General features: G+C 39.1%; 21 protein-coding genes and 3 pseudogenes. 12 read left to right on the forward strand and 12 right to left on the reverse strand.

Features of this window, described 5'->3' with window-relative positions:
• The coding region (locus tag FZ952_RS00005) for a transposase (RefSeq protein WP_026216338.1) at positions 1–109 on the reverse strand (109 nt) is incomplete at its 3' end.
• Positions 110–493: 384 nt separating this feature from the next.
• On the opposite strand from FZ952_RS00005, the gene FZ952_RS00010 reads away from it, so the two are divergent.
• The 5 genes from FZ952_RS00010 (at position 494) to FZ952_RS00030 (ending at position 6,367) form a co-directional block, all read left to right on the forward strand.
• Entirely contained in the window at positions 494–1,033 is a 540-nt protein-coding gene (locus FZ952_RS00010; RefSeq protein WP_148880125.1) for a DUF1643 domain-containing protein, read from the forward strand.
• A 102-nt stretch (positions 1,034–1,135) separates the two neighbouring features.
• Positions 1,136–2,053 carry a hypothetical protein gene (locus FZ952_RS00015; protein WP_262366302.1) on the forward strand — a complete coding sequence of 306 codons (918 nt, stop codon included), beginning with the start codon at positions 1,136–1,138 and terminating at the stop codon, positions 2,051–2,053.
• A gap of 133 nt (positions 2,054–2,186) precedes the next feature.
• The gene (locus tag FZ952_RS00020; RefSeq protein ID WP_148880126.1) at positions 2,187–4,961 is read left to right on the forward strand and encodes a DUF927 domain-containing protein; all 2,775 of its coding nucleotides are present in this window, start codon (positions 2,187–2,189) and stop codon (positions 4,959–4,961) included.
• A 5-nt stretch (positions 4,962–4,966) separates the two neighbouring features.
• Positions 4,967–5,152 (forward strand): DUF3173 family protein, encoded by a 186-nt coding sequence (locus FZ952_RS00025; RefSeq protein ID WP_148880127.1) that lies wholly within the window; start codon positions 4,967–4,969, stop codon positions 5,150–5,152.
• Positions 5,153–5,158: 6 nt separating this feature from the next.
• A complete protein-coding gene (locus FZ952_RS00030) occupies positions 5,159–6,367 on the forward strand; it encodes a tyrosine-type recombinase/integrase (RefSeq protein ID WP_148880128.1) in 1,209 nt (402 codons plus the stop codon).
• Positions 6,368–6,519: 152 nt separating this feature from the next.
• Here the strand turns inward: FZ952_RS00030 and guaA are convergent, their stop codons facing one another.
• Positions 6,520–8,079, reverse strand: coding sequence for a glutamine-hydrolyzing GMP synthase (gene guaA / locus FZ952_RS00035; protein ID WP_148880129.1), 1,560 nt, complete (start codon positions 8,077–8,079; stop codon positions 6,520–6,522).
• Positions 8,080–8,330: 251 nt separating this feature from the next.
• On the opposite strand from guaA, the gene FZ952_RS00040 reads away from it, so the two are divergent.
• The 7 genes and pseudogenes from FZ952_RS00040 to xerS all read left to right on the forward strand — a co-directional run bounded on the left by FZ952_RS00040 (position 8,331) and on the right by xerS (position 14,272).
• Complete coding sequence (locus FZ952_RS00040) at positions 8,331–9,029, forward strand: GntR family transcriptional regulator (protein WP_148880130.1); 699 nt, start codon at positions 8,331–8,333, stop codon at positions 9,027–9,029.
• A 117-nt stretch (positions 9,030–9,146) separates the two neighbouring features.
• On the forward strand, positions 9,147–9,479 hold the full coding sequence (locus FZ952_RS00045) for a putative DNA-binding protein (RefSeq protein ID WP_148880131.1): 333 nt from the start codon (positions 9,147–9,149) through the stop codon (positions 9,477–9,479).
• A gap of 55 nt (positions 9,480–9,534) precedes the next feature.
• Positions 9,535–11,103 carry a signal recognition particle protein gene (ffh, locus tag FZ952_RS00050; protein ID WP_148880132.1) on the forward strand — a complete coding sequence of 523 codons (1,569 nt, stop codon included), beginning with the start codon at positions 9,535–9,537 and terminating at the stop codon, positions 11,101–11,103.
• Positions 11,104–11,181: 78 nt separating this feature from the next.
• Entirely contained in the window at positions 11,182–11,958 is a 777-nt protein-coding gene (locus tag FZ952_RS00055; RefSeq protein ID WP_148880133.1) for an alpha/beta hydrolase, read from the forward strand.
• Between the two features lie 84 nt (positions 11,959–12,042).
• On the forward strand, positions 12,043–12,786 hold the full coding sequence (locus tag FZ952_RS00060) for a CPBP family intramembrane glutamic endopeptidase (RefSeq protein ID WP_148880134.1): 744 nt from the start codon (positions 12,043–12,045) through the stop codon (positions 12,784–12,786).
• Positions 12,787–12,877: 91 nt separating this feature from the next.
• Positions 12,878–13,006, forward strand: a pseudogene (locus tag FZ952_RS00065) (acetylxylan esterase); the annotation flags it as partial.
• A 195-nt stretch (positions 13,007–13,201) separates the two neighbouring features.
• Positions 13,202–14,272, forward strand: coding sequence for a tyrosine recombinase XerS (gene xerS / locus FZ952_RS00070; protein WP_148880135.1), 1,071 nt, complete (start codon positions 13,202–13,204; stop codon positions 14,270–14,272).
• Between the two features lie 51 nt (positions 14,273–14,323).
• Here the strand turns inward: xerS and FZ952_RS00075 are convergent, their stop codons facing one another.
• The 10 genes and pseudogenes from FZ952_RS00075 to FZ952_RS11880 form a co-directional block, all read right to left on the reverse strand.
• Positions 14,324–16,759: a CAP domain-containing protein gene (locus tag FZ952_RS00075; protein ID WP_148880136.1), complete on the reverse strand. Its 2,436-nt coding sequence runs from the start codon at positions 16,757–16,759 to the stop codon at positions 14,324–14,326.
• 168 nt (positions 16,760–16,927) lie between these two features.
• On the reverse strand, positions 16,928–17,659 hold the full coding sequence (gene trmD, locus FZ952_RS00080; RefSeq protein ID WP_148880137.1) for a tRNA (guanosine(37)-N1)-methyltransferase TrmD: 732 nt from the start codon (positions 17,657–17,659) through the stop codon (positions 16,928–16,930).
• Complete coding sequence (gene rimM / locus FZ952_RS00085; protein WP_148880138.1) at positions 17,649–18,167, reverse strand: ribosome maturation factor RimM; 519 nt, start codon at positions 18,165–18,167, stop codon at positions 17,649–17,651. Before rimM ends, trmD begins: the two co-directional genes overlap by 11 nt.
• A 94-nt stretch (positions 18,168–18,261) precedes the next feature.
• Positions 18,262–18,624, reverse strand: a complete 363-nt coding sequence (locus FZ952_RS00090; RefSeq protein ID WP_148880139.1) for a TIGR02328 family protein — start codon at positions 18,622–18,624, stop codon at positions 18,262–18,264.
• Positions 18,593–19,012, reverse strand: a complete 420-nt coding sequence (locus FZ952_RS00095) for a YbgA family protein (protein ID WP_148880140.1) — start codon at positions 19,010–19,012, stop codon at positions 18,593–18,595. The genes FZ952_RS00090 and FZ952_RS00095 overlap by 32 nt, the downstream gene beginning before the upstream one ends.
• Before the next feature lie 39 nt (positions 19,013–19,051).
• A pseudogene (locus tag FZ952_RS00100) lies at positions 19,052–19,438 on the reverse strand (GNAT family N-acetyltransferase); the annotation flags it as partial.
• Positions 19,439–19,722: 284 nt separating this feature from the next.
• On the reverse strand, positions 19,723–20,895 hold the full coding sequence (locus tag FZ952_RS00105; RefSeq protein ID WP_148880141.1) for an IS110 family transposase: 1,173 nt from the start codon (positions 20,893–20,895) through the stop codon (positions 19,723–19,725).
• A 345-nt stretch (positions 20,896–21,240) separates the two neighbouring features.
• Positions 21,241–21,919 (reverse strand): annotated as a pseudogene (locus FZ952_RS00110) (potassium channel family protein).
• A gap of 10 nt (positions 21,920–21,929) precedes the next feature.
• The gene (locus FZ952_RS00115; protein ID WP_148880142.1) at positions 21,930–23,279 is read right to left on the reverse strand and encodes a TrkH family potassium uptake protein; all 1,350 of its coding nucleotides are present in this window, start codon (positions 23,277–23,279) and stop codon (positions 21,930–21,932) included.
• Complete coding sequence (locus tag FZ952_RS11880; protein WP_222861954.1) at positions 23,276–23,491, reverse strand: hypothetical protein; 216 nt, start codon at positions 23,489–23,491, stop codon at positions 23,276–23,278. The genes FZ952_RS00115 and FZ952_RS11880 overlap by 4 nt, the downstream gene beginning before the upstream one ends.
• Positions 23,492–23,495 lie beyond the last annotated feature (4 nt).

Below are 23,495 nucleotides of genomic sequence, written 5' to 3' on the forward strand. Positions count from 1 at the left end.
TACTTCGATATTGATTATAGATTACTTTTCGTCTATACTTAGGGGTGAACACAATGTGATATTTACACATCCACTTTGTGTGTGATAAACTATGTGCCTTTTGTGCCATATTTTTCTCCTTTCGCTTCACAATTGGCTTGAACACCTTTATTGTATCGCGTTTGGAGTTTTTTTGGTATAACCTTTGATGCGCACCCGCATAGCGGGTGGTTTATTTGTCTCGCACCTAGCGGAGCGAGACAGACTGAAAGTCAATAATATAAAAGACACAGTACTCTTTCGAAAAAGTACTGTGTCTTTTATAATGAGTTAATCTGTAAGTGATATTTTTGTCATAATCGACATGAAAAATTTTTGTAGTAGCAATACACAAAATATATGTTAATATATCATAAAATTGGAGTAGATGAAGATTGGCAGAGACAACACTATATCGATAACCTATCAAAATTTTGAACTCTTAAAAATTAAGCTAAAAAAGTGGAGGAATTCAATGGTCAAAAAACAGTCAAATGTTAGCATCAAAATAGAGATTATAGAATCTAGTAATCGACACCATCGCTATGTTCTCACTAAACAATGGAGTAATAAACCTATGGTAACAGTTCTAACTCTGTATCCCAGTTCTAGTAATTTAGTGGAGGATGACATGACTATGATGTTGATAACAAATAATGTCTATAAATTAGGGTATGGTGGTTTCTATAGTGTTAATTTGTTTTCTAAATATAAGATTGATAGGAAAAACTATTTGAAAGCAACCAATGTTGACAATGACGACCACATATTGGAATGCGCGAAAAAATCATGTAAAATAATATTTGCTTATGGTTCATTGCCTCTAAAAAATAAACAAGTGGCACACCGTCTTAATGAATTATATCAGTTGCTTTTAAATAATAAATTAGATGATAAAATAACATACTTAACAGATGAACAGGAAGAAATATGTTTTCATCCATTGGCTAGTCAAGTAAGGAAAAAGTGGTATAATATTAGTAAAAAAAGGAATAAGACAGATGACGAACAATAATGATAATATAACTATAAGAGACATAAAAGAAAATATTTTTTATGTACACAATTTTTGTGAGAAAGTTAAAGATAATAATTCTCGAGAAAAAAAATAAGAAAGGTGCGAGTTGGTATATTTGATAATAAAAAAGATTCTTTTCAACGTAGATTACTAGCTTGTATAATTATATTAAACCATTCTCGAGAGTTTCAAAAATACCATTCAGATTTTTTTGAAAAAATAATTAAGGAGGTTCGTTCCCCTGATTCTTTAAGTAGTTTACAAAGAATAAGAGACAAAATAAGTTTTAATAAAAAAAATATAGATGCTATAGAAATTCCTAGTAAGCCAGTTGCTTATCTTTTATTTTTTCTTATTTCTTTCTATAACCTAAATAACCTATTGAATGATTTCTGTTTGATATTTAATCGTACCTTTACATATGAAAAACAACAGTTCGAAATCCAAAATTGGGATAGTTTAATAAAAGATGACTTCTTATTAGGTATGCTTATTTTTGGTCTTGATGAATTGCAATTAAGCGTGACATCCAAAGATTATTTTGAGTCCCTTCAAGATAGATACATAGAAAAGCAAAAGTTTTACCATCAAGTGATTGAGAGCAACAAACTAAAAGTCACCAGTGAGTTAGGTAGGAGTATTAAAGCGGATAACTTCTTGATTGAAGATGATGATAAACTAATATTAGAGGAAAATAAATTATTTACTTACTTAAGAGACATGACAACAAAAGAGAGAATGCAAACTGAAGCCTTAATATTAAGTTTATTTGTGTTTAAAATTTCAAAAGAATTACCTAAGGAAATATATAAAACCTCAATGCATGGTAAATATATCTCTAGTAATAGGATTACTTTATCTGAAGCTCTTGAGACATCAAGAAATGATAATCTCAATTATTTAAATGAATATATGAAACTTCAGGTTTTAGAACAAATTTATCGCTATATAGATGAAGATATTGCCACTACCTTTGCAGATAAAAACATATCTTGTAAATTGAAACCCTTTTTCTAATAACATAAAATTCCAGAAGTGTCAACCCCCCAACTCCATTTTGAGTTGGGGTTTTCTTTATCTGAGATACATCATAAAATATAGACATCTTGCGCAAGAGAAATTATATAAAAAAAATGGAAGGTATCTAAATATGAAAAATATCTTTATTAATGACTTAGTGTGGCAAGTGTGTCAAAATGAAATATCAAATGATGCAATTGTTTCAGAAGTAGGACGAACTTTAAGAGTATTATGCAATTATGGTATTCAAAAAATTAATCTGCGTTTTTTAGGTAAAGAAGCACCTAAAAACCAAGTGTGCCAAATTTCTGATTTTGATGTATCTACGGGTGTCTCAAGTGATGCAAATTATGCTTACTATACTACCTTTAATGAGATTCATGATCATTGTGAAGCTGGAAATAGGGCTATTAAAGATAGCGATATTTCTTCGTACCGATTTATGTTGATAGACATTGATCCTGAGCGTCCGAGCGGGGTGTGTGCTACAAAGGAAGAAAAACAATCTGGCATAACCATGGCTGATAATATTCTTCAATGGCTTCAAGTTAATGGGATCACAATGGAGCATATAATTGTTGCGGATTCAGGAAATGGCATTCACTTACTAATAGCCTTAAATTTCCTCTCGTCAGATAAGACTAAAGATAAAATAAAATTAGTATTAAACTTACTGGATCAAAAATTTTCAAATGAACATTCTAAAATTGATGTTACAGTATATAATCCTAGTCGAATTACTCGATTATACGGAACATTGAATTGTAAGGGAGATAATACTTCTGATAGACCGTATCGTCAAAGTAAATTACTTTATGTTCCTGATAAAATGTCAGACGGTTTAACAGAAGAAAATTTAAATACATTAATTTCTAAATTAAAAGAATCACTCCCTAACCAAGAAACCAAAACAGCGACTAAAAATGGGGAACTTACTGATGAGAAACCTTATATATTAGCGAAAGGTGAAGAATGGTTAAGGTATTATAACCTAGAATACTATTCATCTAAGGATGATAAATACGGAAATAAGTTATATCCATTCAAACATTGTCCACTAAAAGACCATTCAAACAATGACAGTGGGGCGTGTTTCACCATTACCCGTTACGGAAGATGTAGATTTAAGTGTCTTCATGCTAGTTGCTCAGACAAGACTATAATTGATTTCATGGATAAATATCCTTGTCCTGATGAACTCTTATTATTAGAAAATGTTACAAGCAAAGAGCTACCAAATTTAGATGGACTGATTGACGGTAAGAAATATACTTATGAAAACTATGAGATTAGCAAATCAGGGATTATAAAATACAACGACAAAAAGAGAGAGGTTATTTCATCTAACCCTTTCTTTATATCTCAATGCTATCTCAATACAGATACAGGTTATTTTCAATATGAATTAGAATATTTATTTCAAGGCAAGAAAGGTACCCAGAAAATATCAGCAAGCACGTTGTCACCTAATAAAATATCTGATCTAACAAAATTTGGTATTCTTCTAGCATCAACACCTCAAAAAGCAATTGAATATTTGAATTATCAGATAAAATCTGCACCTGTAAAAAATATTCACTCATTTATAGGATGGAAAATCAACCATTTAAATATGCTAACATTTAGGCTTAATAAAAATTACGGCGATAATGAATCAAGCATATTAGCAGATAACTCATTTTTAAAATTATCATCAAAAGGGACATATAGTGAATGGAAACAAATGGTGGTAAATAATGTACTAGGAAGTGACCTAGAAATAGCATTATGTGTTGGATTCAGCTCAATCATTCTGGGATATTTAGCAATAAACTATAAACCAGATATTGGAAGTTTAATTATTAATTTCTATGGTCAATCTACAAGTGGTAAAACAACTGCTCTCCATTTAATTAATAGTATATATTCTAATCCAGCAAATACTATGTATTCTTTTAGTGCTACGCAGAACGCTCTACTTGCCATATTAAATGGAAATATGGGAGTAGCAACGACAATAGATGAGTTATCTGCCTCAAGAAGTACCGACCTCTCCGAATTGTTGTATCAGATAGGACAAGGTCAAAGTAGATTGAGGTTGAATTCCGATTCCACTTTTAAAGAGCAATTTAAATTTAACACTGTAATCGCCACAACATCAGAAGTACCAATGGCAAATTATCTCAATTCAAATCAAGGGCTACATATGAGATACATAGAGTTAACATCAGAAAACGGATGGACTAAAGATGCACCTACTGCTGATCAGATAAAACTAAGATGTTCGAAGTGTTATGGTGTAGCTAGTGAATATTTCATGGAAAAAATATTTAATCACGAAAAAAGCGTTAAATATATAAATGAAGTCTATAAAACAGCATACAATGATCTAGTTAAGAAACTTCCAGAAACTAGATTTAAAACACGTATCGGTGTATTGTATGCAACGATCTACAGCTCAGCATTTCTAATTAAAGAATTGCTAGATATAGATATAAATACAGAAAGGGTATGTGATTTCTTAGTATCTACAGAAAAAAGATTGCTAGATAAACGAGATGAAATCCCCACTAATCTATACACTAGCTTAGTGGAATATACTTTATCACATGCCGGATTATTCCATATCAAAGACAGTTACACTAGGACTGGAAATAAGATAGGAGTGATTAAATTGTATAAAGAAACATATCGAGTCTTTTTCTTCAGAGATGAGTTCGAGAAGTTATTGAAAAAGGAATTTTCTATATCAAATATAGAAAAAGCACTTCAGCTATTAAACATGCAAAATAAACTAATAAAAGACAAAAGACGACTCGTCAAATATATGACCATCGAAAAAAACAGAATTCCTATGTATTGTATTGAGTTGCCATTAGAGTGGAAACAAGCTGCAATCGAGTTAGGGATATTTGGGGAGGAATAATACTGATGAAAACAATTGACTACAGGGTATTAATAGACTTAGGTTATAAACAGCATACAGCCAAAAATATCATTAGACAAGCTAAATGCTGGCTCGTTGAAAATGGATATGAATTTTATCTAAATAAACGTTGCGGTATTGTTCCAGCCTACGCTGTAGAAAAAATAATAGGAATTAAAATAGAGAGGTGAGTTATAATGAGTAAGACAAAATATCCTTGTGTATTCAAAAATGATAAAACCGGGTTCTACTACTACAGTGTTGAATTAGGTGTAGATAGGATAACTGGAAAACGAATTCAGAAAAAATCTTCTAAATCGAAAAAAGGGAATCCGTTTCGTACAGCCAAAGAAGCTTACGAGGAAGTTACCAAAATCAAATTAGAATATCATAAAGTGAAAAATTACAGCGATTATGATATAACCTATGAACGATTTATGGAAGAACACTATTTGCCAATGTATGAGAAAAGTGTTGAAAAAGGGACATGGATCTCTAAACAGCCTGCCTTAAAAATGTTAATTCAGAGGTTTGGAAAAATTAGACTACGGGACATCACACTAACAAACTGCGAGAAATTTAGAGTCTATCTCTTGACTCATGACCAATATTCTCAAAACTACGCTTCCATGATTTATGGAGCATTTAGAAAAACTTTGGACTATGCAGTCAAGATACAATACCTCGAAGTAAATGTATCCAAACAAACGGATGCAATTTCTAAAGGACGAGTAACTGTAGCTTATTGGACTAAGGAAGAATTTGAAAAGGTACTGGCAAGCTTCTATATTGATGACCTCTATGAACACATGTCTTTTATTGCAGTTTGGTTATACTACATGACTGGAATAAGAGTGTCTGAAGGGTTAGCACTAAAGTGGACGGATGTAGACTTAGAAAATAAAAAGTTGCGGATACACGGTACTTTGGAGAGAAGAGGAAGAGCAGAATTTGAAGTAAAGAACTATACGAAGACTATAAGCAGTCAACGTATTATCTCTTTAGATGATACAACTGTCCAACTGTTGACGAAATGGAAACAGAGACAGGAAAAACAGCACATAGCTCCTTTCATCCTCAGTTATTCAAAAACACCGCTACACCGTTCAACAATTAATAGAATTATCAAACGCCATGCCGATATTAGTGGTGTCCACCCAATACAGGCAAAGGGGCTAAGGCATAGTCATGCAAGCTATCTCATTAATGAGCATAACATTGATGTCTTAGTGATTTCTAGAAGATTGGGACACTCAAGTCCTGAGATAACGCTAAAACATTACGCTCACCTATGGTCTAGAAATGACGAAAGTGTAGCACAGGCTATAGAGGATGACATTACTATTAAGCATAGTATAGAAAGTAAGGTGAAGTTTAAAGGAAATCAAAGTATAAAGAAAAAATAAACAAATAACCCCCAACGCATAAAGGTTAGCGTTGGGGGTTAAAAGCAGGGAGAGAGGCAGGGAATAAGTTAACTAAAAGTTGCGATAAGTGGGGTAACTTATTGATAAATCCTTATAAAATCAATTGAAAAAAGGTTAGGACAGAGGTATACTTACTCCCACTCCACAGTTGCAGGTGGTTTGCTTGTAATATCGTAGACGATACGGTTGACGTGGTCTACTTCGTTGACGATGCGGACAGAGATCTTTTGCAGAACATCCCAAGGAATCTTGGCAAAGTCAGCTGTCATACCATCGATAGAAGTGATAGCACGAATGGCAATCGTGTAGTCATAAGTCCGGCCATCGCCCATGACACCGACAGAACGGACACCTGTATTGACAGTAAAGTATTGCCAGATGTTGCGGTCAAGACCAGCCTTGGCGATTTCTTCACGGAGAATAGCGTCTGACTCACGGACGGTTTCCAATTTTTCCTCTGTGATTTCACCCATGACACGAATAGCAAGACCTGGTCCTGGGAACGGCTGGCGCCAAACAATTTCATCAGGCATACCAAGTTCTGTACCGAGAGCGCGGACTTCATCCTTGTAAAGTGTATTTAGCGGTTCAATCAGCTCAAACTGCATATCTTCTGGCAGGCCGCCAACATTGTGGTGAGATTTGATAGTTTGAGCAGTGTCAGTACCAGATTCGATAACGTCTGTATAGAGAGTCCCTTGAGCCAAGAATTTCACATCTTTCAGTTTGCTGGCTTCGTCGTCAAAGACATAGACAAACTCGTTTCCGATAATTTTACGTTTTTGCTCTGGATCTGAGACACCGGCTAGTTTATCAAGGAAACGTTTAGCTGCGTCTGCCTTCACGATATTCAAACCAAATTTGCCGCCAAGCATATCCATGACCTGATCAGCTTCGCCTTTACGCAAAAGACCATGATCCACAAAGATACAGATTAGTTGATCACCGATTGCTTTCTGCAAGAGAACACCGACGACAGAAGAGTCTACACCACCAGAAAGTCCCAACAGCACCTTCTTGTCACCAACGGTTTGGCGGATTTTGTTGATTTCCATGTCTATGAAATTATCCATAGACCAGTCGCCTTTAGCCCCGCAGATATTGAGAGCAAAGTTGCGCAGAATATCGTAACCATATTCAGAATGACGAACCTCTGGGTGGAACTGGATACCGTAGATTTTCTTGTCAGGATTTTCAATAGCCGCAAAAGGACAGTCAGCAGACGTACCTGTGCGGACAAAATCAGCAGGAATCTCCGTCACCGCATCACCGTGGCTCATCAGGACAAGCTGCTCTTCTGGAGTACTTTCGAAAAGAGGAGAAGCAGTACGCCTTAGTGTGGATTGCCCATATTCACGATTACCGGCATCACCTGCGGGCACCACTTTCCCACCCAATTTATGAGTCAGGAGCTGCATACCGTAGCAAATCCCCAAAATTGGAATACCCAACTCCAAAATTTCTGGATCAATATCAAATGAACCTTCTTCATAAACTGAGTTAGGTCCGCCTGAGAGGATAATCCCAACAGGACGGATAGCACGGACTTCATCCGCTGTGATCTTGTGGCTTTTTAGTTCAGAAAAAACACCAATTTCACGAATGCGGCGTGAAATCAGCTGGTTATACTGGCTGCCGTAATCAAGCACGATGATTTTTTCAACATCTTGCAATTCAGTTGTAGTTGTCATCTTTTCCCTTTCTTAAAAGAAGTAATCTTTTCCCCTCATTTTAACACAAAATAGGAATTTTTCCAAGGCGATAAGAAACAAGAGTGGTGAAAAACGATTAAAAGAGACAGTAAAATCTTCTTCGTTCGATAAATCAAATAAAATTCTGGAAAAACTAGCCTTTTAAACACTAATCCTTCATATTTAGTTTGACATTTGAAGTATTTGGTATTAAAATAAAGGAAGGTATCAAATAAGAAAGAAGAATCAATATGTTACCCGCATATATCAAAATTCACGATCAAATAAAAAAAGAAATTGACGAAGGAATTTGGGAAATTGGCGAACGATTGCCTAGCGAGCGAGACTTGGCTGAGAGATTTAAAGTTAGCCGCATGACCTTGCGCCAAGCTATCACTCTCTTGGTCGAAGAGGGAGTTCTTGAGCGGCGTGTCGGTAGTGGTACTTACGTTGCTAGCACACGCGTTCAGGAAAAGATGCGTGGAACGACTAGTTTTACAGAAATCATGAAGTCCCAGGGGAAAACTCCATCCAGCCAACTGATTTCCTACCGACGGACGTTGCCTAGTGAGCGGGAAGTCGAAAAATTAGGCATTCACAAGACAGAGAATGTCATTCGGATGGAACGGGTTCGCTATGCTGACGATGTTCCTGTCGTCTATGAAGTCGCCTCTATTCCAGAGAAATTTATAAAGAATTTCAAAAAAGAAGAAGTGACTAGTCATTTCTTTCAAACTCTACAAGAGCACGGCTATAAAATTGGCAAGTCTCAACAGACTATTTATGCTCGTTTGGCCAAGGAAAAAATCGCTAAGTATTTGGGAATCCCTCGCGGTCATGCCATTTTAGGCTTGACACAAGTTTCTTATTTTGATAATGGAACAGCTTTCGAGTATGTAAAAAGTCAATATGTCGGCGAACGCTTTGAATTCTATTTAGAGAATAATTGATTACGTAAATTAAATTATGTTACAAAACTGTCGAATCGACAGTTTTTTTGCAAATCTCTATTTTCAAATATACTGAAAGAGTGGAGTTTAAAGGGATTATTTGATATAATATTCCTTATGGAAATTGAAAAAACAAATCGAATGAATGCTCTGTTTGAGTTTTATGCGGCATTGCTGACCGATAAGCAGATGAACTATATCGAGCTCTACTATGCGGACGACTACAGCCTAGCTGAAATTGCTGAGGAATTTAGCGTTAGCCGCCAAGCTGTTTATGACAATATCAAGCGGACAGAGAAAATTCTGGAAGACTATGAAATGAAGCTGCATATGTATTCTGACTATATCGTCAGAAGTCAGATTTTTGATCAAATTATGGAGAAATATCCTGATGATCCCTATTTGCAGGAGCAGCTTGCGGTTTTGTCCAGCATTGATAACCGAGAATAAAACGGATAGCAACCTATCCATTTCCATCATTTGATAATTAAGAGGAGAAATATTTATGGCTTTTGAAAATTTAACTGAACGCTTGCAGAACGTCTTTAAAAACCTACGCAGAAAGGGGAAAATTTCTGAGAGCGATATCCAGGAAGCGACCAAGGAGATCCGTCTTGCTCTCTTGGAGGCTGACGTTGCCCTACCTGTTGTAAAAGACTTTATTAAAAAGATTCGTGAGCGAGCTATCGGACACGAAGTTATTGACACACTCAATCCAGCTCAACAGATCATCAAAATCGTAGACGAAGAGCTAACAGCCATTCTGGGTTCTGATACTGCTGAGATTATCAAGTCACCAAAGATTCCGACTGTTATCATGATGGTCGGTTTGCAGGGGGCTGGTAAAACGACCTTTGCGGGTAAATTGGCTAATAAACTCAAAAAAGAAGAAAATGCTCGCCCGCTCATGATTGCGGCAGATATTTACCGTCCCGCCGCTATTGATCAGTTGAAAACACTGGGGCAACAGATTGATGTGCCAGTCTTTGCCTTAGGTACTGAACTCCCAGCAGTAGAGATTGTCCGTCAAGGTTTGGAGCAAGCCAAGGCTAACCACAACGACTATGTCCTGATTGATACAGCTGGTCGACTACAAATTGATGAAAAACTCATGCAGGAGCTAGCTGATGTCAAGGCTCTAGCGCAACCAAATGAAATTCTGCTGGTTGTCGATGCTATGATTGGTCAGGAAGCAGCCAATGTAGCCCGTGAATTTAACAATCTGCTGGAAGTAACTGGGGTTATCCTGACCAAGATTGATGGGGACACCCGTGGTGGTGCGGCTCTGTCTGTCCGTCAGATCACTGGCAAGCCAATCAAGTTTACTGGTACTGGTGAAAAGATTACCGATATCGAAACTTTCCACCCAGACCGTATGTCTGGCCGTATACTCGGTATGGGGGACATGCTGACCCTGATTGAAAAGGCCTCTCAAGAGTACGATGAGAAAAAATCGCTTGAAATGGCTGAAAAAATGCGGGAAAACACCTTTGATTTCAACGATTTCATCGACCAACTAGACCAAGTTCAGAACATGGGACCTATGGAAGACCTGCTCAAGATGCTGCCAGGTATGGCCAATAATCCTGCTCTGAAAAATATCAAAGTAGATGAAAAAGAAATTGCCCGTAAACGTGCCATCGTATCCTCTATGACACCAGCCGAGCGGGAAAATCCAGACCTGCTTAACCCAAGTCGTCGTCGTCGGATTGCAGCTGGTTCTGGTAATAGTTTTGTCGAAGTCAATAAGTTTATCAAGGACTTTAACCAAGCCAAACAGATGATGCAGGGAGTCCTATCTGGAGATATGAACAAAATGATGAAACAGATGGGGCTCAATCCTAACAATCTGCCTAAAAATATGCCGGGCGGTATGCATGATATGTCAGCTTTAGAAGGCATGATGGGTCAAGGAGGTATGCCAGATTTATCTGCCCTAGGCGGAGCAGGAATGCCAGATATGAGCCAAATGTTTGGTGGTGGCCTCAAAGGGAAAGCTGGAGAATTTCTCATGCGCCGCAGCATGAACAAAATGGCCAAGCAAATGAAGAAAAACAAGAAGAAGCGGAAGTAATAACAAAAAAACAAGTCGCATAACTAAGTTTTATGTGGCTTGTTTTTGAAAACATCAGATTCAGATACGGAGACTAGAATGAAGCCTTTTTTGACTCAATTGATTCATCGACTTGCTAAAACCTTTCAAAAATTATTGAATAAGCTGCCTTCCCACCCTATTTCTCATCTACCTGCCAGCAAGGTCAAAATACATCCTATTATCATGATTCCAGGTAGTTCTGCGACTGAGAATCGTTTTAATCGAATGGTTAAAAAGCTCAATCGAAATCAGCATTCACATCATAGTCTTGTTCGGATTAAAGTCTGGAATGATGGACACATGACTTATCGGGGGCATTTGAAGCGGAAGGACAGAAATCCTATTTTTGTGGTTGGCTTTCAAAATAATCGTGATGGTTATGAAAATATAAAGCAGCAAATCGAATCCCTTAAGCTCGCTTTAACCTACCTTCTTGACCACTATTATTTCACAGAATTTAAGGCAGTAGGGCACTCCAATGGTGGACTAGTTTTGACTGGTTTATTGGAAAGTGGCTTTTTAGAGAAAAAGAAGTTAGCCGCAAGCAAGATGGCCATTATTGGAAGTCCTTACAAATTCAACCAAGAGATGTATAACGATTTTCAAAGGTGGAAACATCGCTTAGAAAAAGAAGTAGAGGTCCTTAACTTTGTCGGTAGCTTTGCTGGAAAATCAGACGGCATCGTTCCTCTCTCTAGTGCACAAGCAGCAAAATCAATTTTTGAGAATCAAACTTATTCAGAAGTGAATCTAAAAGGTCGTAAGGCTCATCATTCAGCCTTGCCAACCAATCCAGAATTGGTGAAACAATTAAGTCAATTTTTAAATCTATAGATATCGCATAATTTAAGTTATGTATTTTTTTGATATACTTGTATAATTTTTAAAATGTTTTTAAAGCTATTAAAAGGAGTTCCAATGAAAAGAAACAAGGCTCTTTTAGTTTATTTGATAGGAACTTTTAGCCAGTTGTTATCGGTTTGCCTAGTTGTATTTTCTTTGAATTATTACGGTTTTCATTCAAATTTAGTAAATTTTTTTGGAATTATGATAGGTGGCATTTCGACATCCTTATGGGGAAGTATAGTTGCCGTTCGGTATTATCAGATTAATTTAAAGAAAATAATAAAAGATTTTTTTAACATTCATACTAGTTATAAACATTATTTATTAGCATTTTTGCTAGTTATTCTTGATTTCTCTTTTCTATTATTTGGTGGAAAAATCAAACAATTTATTTGGTTTTTCCCTTTTCTGATGTTTTTAAAATTTGTTTTATATGGTGGTTTGGAAGAAATAGGTTGGAGATACGTATTTCAGCCGATTTTACAAGAAAAGTTGCAATATTTTCAAGCAACAATCTTAATATTTTTTATCTGGTCAACTTGGCATTTATTATTCTTTTATATAGATGGTTCCCTAGTCGGTCTTCAGATTGTTCCTTTTTTATTTGGATTGCTTACAAATTCTTTCATGCTTTCAGCTCTTTATTTAAAAACAGGAAATCTCTGGATTTGTGTTATGACACATTCAATTATAAATGTTCTTTCTCAATTAACTATCAGTGACGATCGTTCCGAAATCTATCTAATCAGAATTATTGTCATTCTTGCATCATGTTATCTGGCCAAGTCCAGCAAAGTTAAACATAAAACAGCTTAGTACTTAAAATGATTTAAAACATTATATTTATGTATACAATAGACACAATAAGAGTTAAACCATTGATACATCTGAATAAGCAGCATAAATATTAGAGTGTCTAAAAGAGCATTTAATCATGCCAGAATATGCCCACGAAGCTATGAATGTTCAAGTCAATGATCGAGTCTATAATTTTCTCTGTGGTAGCAAAATTCCATTTCGATATGTAGAAAAATAAGTTACAGAATAAAATAACAATCAGTAGATCCGTAAGATTTGCTGATTTTATCATTTTTAAAAGATATAGATTATAGAAAGGAAAACAAAACAGTCCTATATATCCCCTATGATATCTTTCCGAAAAACTATAATTTTCTTGAAAAATATAGCTGGATATGCTATACTACTATTATAGAAAAAACGGAGAATTGTAATGAGACGTGAATTGCTGTTAGAAAGAATTGACAAACTCAAAGCCACTATGCCCTGGTACGTTCTAGAATACTACCAGTCCAAACTGGCAGTGCCTTATAGTTTTACGACCTTGTATGAATATCTTAAAGAATACGATCGATTTTTTTGCTGGGTTTTAGACTCTGGTATATCTGACGCTTCAGAGATTGCTGAGATTCCTCTCTCGGTATTGGAAAATATGACCAAGAAAGACATGGAAGCTTTCATTCTTTATTTGCGAGAGCGGCCGCTCCTCAATGCTAATACGACCCAAAACGGTGTTTCCCAGACAACCATCAACCGGACTCTTTCGGCTTTGTCCAGCCTCTACAAATATTTGACTGAGGAAGTGGAAAACGAGCAGGGGGAGCCCTACTTCTATCGAAATGTGATGAAGAAAGTCGCTACCAAGAAGAAAAAGGAAACCTTAGCTGCTCGTGCAGAGAACATCAAACAGAAGCTCTTTTTAGGAGATGAGACAGAAGGTTTTCTCCAATATATCAATACGGAGTACCCTAAGAAGCTTTCTAATCGCGCTTTGTCCTCCTTTAACAAGAACAAAGAACGTGATCTAGCCATCATTGCCTTGCTGCTTGCCTCTGGTGTGCGTCTGTCTGAAGCTGTCAATCTGGATCTAAAAGACATCAATCTCAAGATGATGGTCATTGAGGTAACAAGAAAAGGCGGAAAAAGAGACTCTGTCAATGTTGCTGCCTTTGCCAAGCCCTATTTAGAGGAATATCTGAGCATTCGGAATAAACGGTACAAGGCCGAAAAGACGGATACAGCCTTCTTTTTGACTGAATACCGTGGTACTCCGAATCGAATCGATGCTTCCAGTGTCGAAAAAATGGTGGCCAAGTATTCTGAGGACTTCAAGGTGCGAGTGACGCCTCACAAGCTCCGCCACACACTTGCTACACGTTTATATGATGCAACCAAATCTCAAGTTCTCGTCAGCCACCAGCTAGGTCATGCCAGTACTCAGGTGACAGACCTCTACACTCATATTGTCAACGACGAGCAAAAAAATGCTCTGGATAGTTTATGATAGATAATAAAATCCGTATCATTTTAAGTGATACGGATTTTATTATCATATTTAGTTGCTATTTCTACGACGTCGTTTATTTGCTCCTACGAGCGTTGCTGCACCGATTGCCATTCCAAGAACAGCCAATCGCTCAGCTTCCGAACCTGAACCTGTATTAGGTAAAGTTGTCGTCGTCGCAGAAGCTGAAGCAAGTGGAGTAACTTGAGTTGCTGTTTTTACTCCCTGAGTGTTTGTTCCAGTCGTTACCAAATTATTTCCTTCATCTGAACTTGCGGTTGGAAGTCCATTTGTAGACGGAGCTCCTGCATTTGAACGATATTCAATAGAAGTATCTTTGCCACCAGCTGCAGCACCTCTATAAGAGAGCTGACTAGCATTTCTATTACCTTCTTCTTTAAGGAGGTTTGATTGTAGGCGGCTATGTTTCGCCTGAAGATCTGTGTAAATACTTTGTAAGCCGAGCAATTTCATATTTTCTTCTTCAGCGATAGACTTTTTAGCTTCAAAATCAGCTTTTGCAGCAACCAGATTTTGTTTAGCTTTTGCTAACTGCTGAGGAGCTTCTTTCAAGCTGACCACTCTTTGTTGAGCAGCCAACACACGCTCTTGAGCAGCAGTTAATTCTTCCTTGATTTTGCCTAATCCACTCTGCAACTTTTGTTCAGCAGCTTTCAAAGCAACTAACTGAGTTTGGGCTTCTCCCAGAACTGTTTGGGCTTTTGCTAATTTTGCCTGATATGGTGCTAGAGCATTAGAAATTCTGGTTGTAGCAGCAGCTAAAGCAGCTTTTTTATCAGCCACATTTTGTTTCGTGACAGCTAGATTTGTTTCTGCTTCATCAACTTGTTTTCTCGCATTTGCTAGTGCCGTTGCGCGAGCAGCTTCGCTATTTCGTACATCAGCCAACTGAGAATTTAGGATGTTAATCGTGGATTCTTGACTAACTTTTTGAGCTTGCAATCCTGCCAAACGATTTTTCAAAGCAGTAACATTAGCACTAGAACCTGCAGAACGTCCACCACCGCTACGAAGTAATTGAGCTAGCGCATCAGCGCTCATCAAAGTCCCATTATTCACACGTTCATTGAAATTGCGAATATTGTGGAAACCTACTTCTGAAGTACCATATGGAGTTCCCCACTGGTTCGGACGAGTATCATAGGCTGCAGAGATTGCATTAGCCTTGTTATCCATCATTTGAACATAGTGACCAATTTGAGCAAATACACTTGCTCCAACTTTCATATAAATTGCGTTGGCATCAATCTGTCTTTCATCCGTTGGCAATCCATATTGGGCAGCAATTTTTTGGTACAAAGCCTTTTCACTGTGCCAGAAATTAACAGCACCTTGCGGGGTGAAACTGATGGCCACATTTTCGTTTCCAATTAGTTTGCCCATGTGCCAGTTAGCTTTTTCAAAGTAGACTGTTTGAATTTGGCTGGCTACATTAGCATAAGGATCGACTAATAGCTCTGGAAGACCAGCGTTACGTCGGTAAGCGTTGATAGCTTTAACCAATTCAAGGGCTTGGAGGTTGTTCTCAAGGCTTGCCGGACTAGTTGGATCCGTTCCAACTGTAATGCCATATTCTCGCTGACCACGTTGATACATTGCCAAAGCATTAGTAGCTGCATCCCTTACAGCTTGACTCGGAGCATTATTTCGCAAATTCTCTAGGAATTGGGAATAATTAGTATTTCGAAGATCAACCGGTGCTGTTGCAGCATTTTTCTGTTCAATAGCTAACTCTGTATTCGTTGAAGTAATCAATTGCTCAGTCTGATTTAACTCAGCCTGTGTTTTGTTGATCTTACTTTGGATGTCTGACTGAGCCTGTGGCGAGTCTTTCACATCCTGTTCCGCTTTTGTTAACTCATTCTTTGCATGTTCTAACGCGTTCTGTGCTTGATTTTGCTGATTTTTAGCTGTTTCTACAGCTTCTTCTTCTGCATGAACTGGTTCTTTAGCTTTATTGAGTTCAGACTCAGCTACATCTACCAATGATTGTTGGGCTGCAATTTTATTTTCCTGATCTTTTACAGCCTGACTTGCGTCAGCAACAGCTGTCTCAGCGTTTTCTACTGCTGCTGCTTTAGCTGCCGCTTCTTCCTCGGTAGATTTTACATGCTCTTCTGCTTGAGAAATTTCTTCGTCTGTAGCTTCTTTTTCATTCTCTGTCGCTGTTTCTACAGATTTTTCGGCTTCTGTAACTGCATTTTTTGCCGCTTCAACATCAGATTGAGCCTTATCAGCTTGTTCTTGTTGTCGATCAGCATTTGCTTTAGCAGCGTCAGCTTGCTCTTTAGCTTCTGCCACATCTGCAGTGGTAATAGGCTTCTCTGTAACTGCTGTTGATTTTGGTTCTACAGTAGTTGATTTAACAATTTCTTCAGCTTTTACCTGATGACTGAGTCCGCCAGAGATGATCGTTGTCGCTGCGATACCAGTTGCTACAACGGATTTCCCAATCCTTTTTTCCATATATCGTACTCTCTCCTTCTTGTAGTATCCCTTACATATATCGGACACAAATATCGTATGCTATAATACTAACATAAAATGGCCGGATTCACCAGTCAAAACAATATCATTTTGATAGAAATTTTGTTACAGTTTTATGACGAAAACAGTTAGTCACCAGCTGACCTTCTATCCCTTCTTTGATGAATGTTCCAAACGAATTTCTTCCAACATTTTTGCTTCTTCGGCTGTACATTCATAGTTTTCCAGCAAGTCCGGACGACGCTCATAGGTTTTTTTCAGACTTTCATAGAGACGCCACTTGCGGATATTTTCGTGGTGCCCACTCATGAGAACTTCCGGAACAACCATGCCCCGATAGTCGTAGGGACGAGTGTACTGAGGATACTCCAAGAGCCCAGACGAAAAGCTATCATCTGTATGACTGACTTCCTTGCCAATAACCTCTGGAATCAGGCGAACGGTCGCATCAATCATGGTCATAGCCGCCAATTCTCCTCCGGTCAGGACATAGTCACCTAGCGAAATCTCGTCCGTCACCAAGGTCTTGATCCGCTCATCATAGCCTTCATAGTGACCACAAATGAAAATGAGTTCCTCTTCCTTGGCCAGCTCCTCAGCGTAGGCTTGGTCAAAAGTTCGACCAGCAGGATCCAGCAAAATCACGCGCGGCTGCTTCTTTTCAATGGCATCATAGGCATCAAAAATAGGCTGAGCCCGCAGCAGCATGCCCTGACCTCCACCATAGGGCTCGTCATCCACATGCCGAGATTTTTCCGCATGTTCTCGAAAATTATGGTAGTTGATTTCTAAGAGGCCTTTTTCCCGAGCTTTACCCACAATCGAGTGCTCCAAGGGCGCAAACATCTCCGGAAAGAGGGTCAAAATATCAATCTTCATCGTCCAGTCCTTCCGGTATCTCTACATCAACCCGACCTTGCTCAATGTCAATCCCCAGCACCACTGGCGGAATATAAGGAAGAAGCAAGTCGCGCTTACCTTTACGCTTGACTACCCAGACATCATTGGCTCCTGGCTGGAGAATTTCCTTAATCGTACCTAGCAGAACATCATTCTCATAGACTTCAAGGCCGATAATCTCATGGTAGTAAAATTCCCCATCTTCCAAATCAGCCAAGTCTTCTTCTCGGACTTTCAGAGTGAAATCACGAAATTTCTCGATGTCATTGATATGGTACATCCCCTTGAACTTGATAATGTCAAAGTTCTTGACCTTGCGGTGGCTAGCAATTTCCACGTCCATGACAAACTGGTCCTTCTTATCGAAAAGGGCCAGTTTATTGCCTTTTTTAAAACGCTCTTCTGCAAAATCCGTCACTGACAAAACCCGCATCTCACCTTGCAGCCCCTGGGTGTTGACGATTTTCCCAACATTAAAATAATTCATTTTTGCTCCAGTTAATCATTTTACTATTCGTTTTATTGTATCATTTTGCTTGCTTTTTCTCAAGACAGGCAGTTGGCTCAGACGACAGAAAAGCCTATAAGGCAATACCTTTTTCTTTGAGGTTTTGCAGACATTCCTCATAATATGCTGCATCATGCTCAGGGTAAATAGGCCTTGTGACAGGTACTTCTTCCAGATGCACATAAGCCGGACAAGCCTTGCCACGATAGTCCCGCTCCAGCCATTCTGGCGATACACGATAACCTCGCTTGCTCATCTCCTCCATAATCAGCTCATGGTAGCGATAAAGCAAGTAAGGAGAGTGAGTAAAAACATAGTCAACGGTCGCATGTTTCTTCCCCCAACCATTGCCACGAAGAGCACAGCATTCACGATGTTGCCCAAGCAGTTGTGGACGGGGAAGTTTAGGAATCAGTTCTTGATGCCAGAGTCTCATCGTAACCTCCATATAGTAAAGATGAATTTTGCAAATAAGGATTCGGATAATTTTCTAAAAGATTTCGCACTGCTAGAATCAGCTGATCTTGAGGAATTTTGCCATACTCATATCGACTAAGCAGATACATGAAGTCTTCGCTTTCTTTTTGGCTGGCCTTTTTCTTAAAATACCCCCAGACATGCTGAAAAGCATTGATAACTTGGCCCCTGCTTTCTGGTAAGGCTACTGCCTGCTCAATATAATGCCGAATATCTTCTACAAAAACCGTATCTTGCTTTAAATATTCACGTATTTCTTTATAAATCACAGCCGAATGGCTCAAAACCAAGTATTTATGTCGAGCCCATAGTCGCTCACACTCATGGCGGTCATTTCGTAATCTCATTTTCTTCTTTCTAGTTTTTAATCATCCAGTTTTTTAATGCTGTTTCTGATAAAAGTCCCAGCGAGCCTGGCGTTGCTCAGGATTGTCACAAGGCTCATCCAGACGCTCAATCTCTAAGAGCATGGTTCGCTGATAAAAATTTACCAGCTTATCAATGATTTCTCCACCATAGCCATGGCTACGTAGGTGGGGCATAATGGCAAAAAAACTGACATAAAAAGCCTGTTCATTGGAAATAGCAAAAGCAAAGCCAACAAATTCATTTTCATGATAAAAAGCGAAAAAATTAGCCTCTTCCTGATCTTCATAACGCAAAAACTCACTGAGCGGTACCCTCTCCTCTTCCGGAAAAGCCCCAATATTTAAGGCTTCTACTTTGTCCAAATCTGGAAAATCTGCTGTAATAAGCTGGCTGGTTAAGCTCATAAAATCACTCCTTTTCTATTGATAGTATAACAAATTTTGCAACTGGTTTCAAAAAAGAGGCTGGGACAAAAGTCCTAGCCTCTCAATTGTCTTTTGATTGTCGAGCAAGACGCAGTGGTTGAGTGGGCTCTACTACGCTGATTTCATCAGCTTTTACAGCCCTACTCAACTGTGCGGAGGTGGGACGACGAAATCGAATTCTAACGAATTACCGATTTTATACGAAAACTCAAAAGAGCGCAAAAAGACTCCCCTTGTGATATAATGAAAGTGAAAAAATTGTATTAGGCTACTGGCTCGTCTCTAGTAGCCTTTTTTTGTAGCACAAACTCCTGATAAGTAAGATTTTCTTTCAAAAGGATATAAGCTATTTTAAGAAGTTGATGTGCGAGTGCAATAGTTGCTTTTTGCGGTCCTCTCCTGCTTTGAATCTGGTAATAACGCTCTGCTAGTGGACTTCCTTTTTGTCTTTTTGCAGCAAAAACTGCTTGACAGAGACACCTTTTTAAATAGGAATTGCCATGTCTGATTTTTGTGCTCCTCTTTTTACCGGCACTTTCATTATTTCCAGGACACAAACCAGCCCAGGAAGCGAGATGTCCAGCTGTTGGAAACTGGCTCATGTCTACCCCAATTTCCGATATGATCACAGAGGCTGTAATGAGATCAATACCAGGAATAGAATCTAGGATTTCCACTGGTCTCTCATAGAGATTTAGATAGCCGTTCATACGCTCTTCCAAACAATCGATTTGTTTTTGATAAAAATCGTAAATCTCCAAGGACTGACCTAACATAAAACGATGATGAGCCGAAAAGTACCCATCAAGTGCCTCAAGGAGTTGGGGAACTTTTCTTTTCAAACTGGTATAAACAGATTGATGGATCATTCTTGGGGTAACGGGCGTCTCATCAATAAGCAGTTGCAGTAAGTTTCGACCAGAAGCACCCATGATATCTTCTATGTAGGTTGTCAGCTTAATACCTCCTGATTGGAGGATTTTATGGATCCGATTGGTCTCACGATTACGGCTCTCTACATAGTGTTTCCGTTGTCGTGTTAGCTCTCTCAATTCTTGAATGGTTTCATCAGGAACGAAACTGCGAGGAAGCAGGCCGATTCGTGTTAATTGGGCAATCCAGTGAGCATCTTTCTTATCTGTTTTTTGACCTGGAATAGCTTTCATATGAGCAGGCTGTGCTAGGATGAGTTCAAAGTCATCACAGAGTTCATGCCAGACAGGTCTCCAGTAAACTCCTGTGCTTTCCATGCCGACGGCTTCTACATGAAATTGACTGAGAAAATCATGACAGGCTTTTAATCCTTTTGTCGTTGTATCAAACTGAGCCATTTCACGCTTTGGACGAGTAGAAGTGAGCGGCCCATGTAGAATACAAACCACAACAGTAGCTTGATGGACATCAATACCTGCACAAGATTGATAGAGAACATCCATTGTGATTCCCTCCATTTATAAAGTCAGAGAGCTTGTCTACCGATAACATTGTCGTATTTTTATACTCATGCTCAAGGCGATATTTTGGGGTACTCGTCGGTAGAGTGGATCAGTTTGTCCCGCGAAAGTGATATTCAAGAAATTATCAACCACAAAGCCCTCACTTATATTATACTTCTAAATGAGGGCTGTTTTCTTTATTTTCGTGTTTCTGTGGGTGACGGCTATGTCGTCATGGCTGTCTGTCCCACTCTCTATGTATCGATTTTCTTCATATAATAGAAAGGTGCCGAATGCCTAGTTAGAATCGGTTGGACTCCCAGCGAAGAGATCTTATTCTAGCTACTACTTCACTATTTCACGTAAATTATCCAAATGCTGGTTATCAGTCACAGCCATAATGCTGACGCCTTCTGGCCAAACAAAGTCTGGAGTAAACTGGCTTTCCAAAGGCTGATTTTTTGTCAGACGATAGCCGATAATATTAAGATGATAAAGCCTACGAGCATCTACTTCACGGACCGTTTTCCCGACCCAGTTAGCAGGCAGTTCAAACTCAGCCACCACTACATCATCATCCAGTTGGAAAACCTCAATCGAATGGTTAAAGAGAATGGTTAAAGAGAATGGTCTTGGCCAATGAAATACCAGCCTCCACTTCAGGCAGGATAACTAGATCAGCTCCTACCTTTTCCAGCACCTGCTGGGTTACTTCATCCTTGACCTTGGCAATGACATTTTTTACGCCCAATGCCTTGCAGTGCATGACCGCTAGGACGCTGGATTCCAGACTTTCTCCCGTCGCTACGACCACCGTATCACAGGAACCGACGTCTGCCGCCTCCAAAAGCTCCATATCGGTAATGTCCCCGATCACACCGACGGCAATCATGTCTTCATACTGATTGATTGTCTCTTCGTGATTATCAATCGCAATGATTTCTACATCTTGAGAAATCAAGGCCTCAATGATACTCTGTCCAAAAATCCCCAAGCCGAGGATTCCAACTGTTTGATTTGCCATTTCTTTTCTCCTATCCAATCATAATGTCCGCCTTGCTATAATGCAAGGTAGCTGCCTTCTTCGGTTGATAATGGTTAAGACTGACCATAAGCGTCAGCGGCCCCACCCGGCCAATAAACATCAGCAGCATAATCATAATCATACCAGCTGTATTGAGGCTGGTAGTGATATTGGCCGTAACACCAACTGTAGCCAATGCCGACACAGTCTCAAATATCAAGTAAATAAAGCGATGACTGCTATCGGTCACTAGCCCAAGAGCCAAAAGACCAAGCAGAAATGTCAGCTGAAAAATCACTGTCACACCAAAAGCCTTCTGCACTAGCTGAGGAGCTAGTGTCCTCCGCCCCATATTGGTATGAGGCAAGCCCAGAATTTCCTTTCGGGCAAAAAGCAAAAGAACTAAGAAGGTCGTAATTTTCAGACCGCCCGCTGTACCACCCGGAGCCCCTCCTAGAAACATCTGGAGCAGATAGATAAACAGGGTTACTGGACGAGCAGCCGTATAATCTATGGAAGCAAAGCCAGCTGTCCTCATACTGACTGTCTGGAAAAAGCTAACCAGTAGCTTATCGCCAAAGGAAAGATTGCCAATCGTTCCAGGATTATTGTACTCCGTCCAGAGACTCGTGACCGTCCCAAAAACGAGGAGACCAGCAGTCAGCAGCAAGACTACCTTAGTATGAAAGTGCAGCCCCTTCTGTTTTCCTCCCAATTTAGTCGCCAAGTCAAACCAAACCATAAAGCCAAGTCCTCCAGTAATAATGAGGAGAGCCAAGGTGATATTGACCAAAACATCTGTCTGCAAGCCTAGTAGACTATCATTGCCAAAATTATCAAAGCCCGCATTACAAAATGCAGAAACGGCTAAAAAGATAGAATTAAAAATCCCTTTTCTCAGACCAAACTTGGGAATGAAGCGAATCATGAGAAGGAGCGCACCCAGTCCTTCGATAGTAAAAGTCGTGATAAAAATCGAACGGACAAATTGACCTAAGGTACGATTGTGCCCATAACTAAAACTATCCCGCAGAATACAGCGATCCTTGAGGCTGAGCTTTTTCCGACTTTCCATGGTGAAAAATCCGATAAAAGTCAGGATTCCCAATCCACCAATCTGAATAAGCAGCATACAAAGGAGCTGGCCCCAGACATTGTATGTATCCACAACCGATCGAGTAAAAAGCCCTGTCACACAGACCATCGAGACAGCTGTAAAAAGATGATCCAGATAGCCCGCTTGGGAACTTGCCGTCTGCACCCAAGGCAGACTGAGTAGCAAGGAGCCACAGAATATCACCAGAAGAAAAGACAAGATAATCTTTTGCGCTGGTGACAAGCGTGAAAATAAATGCTTCATAAAGTTTCCTTTCCTGATCTAATAAAAGCAGAGGCTAGCTCTATCTGCCCTTCTCTTTCCTTGACAGCCCGCTGCAAATCATCTGGACTCTGCAAGTTTCTAACTTTGATGGCATAATCTACTGCGACAATAGCATGGCCACTGGTAGTCGGCTCGACCTTCCCAGCTAGCTTTTCTCGAAAGAGATCATAGTAGTCATAGGTCTTATCCACCGGA

Source organism: Streptococcus sp. Marseille-P7376 (assembly GCF_902460385.1).
GTDB classification, from domain to species: domain Bacteria; phylum Bacillota; class Bacilli; order Lactobacillales; family Streptococcaceae; genus Streptococcus; species Streptococcus sinensis.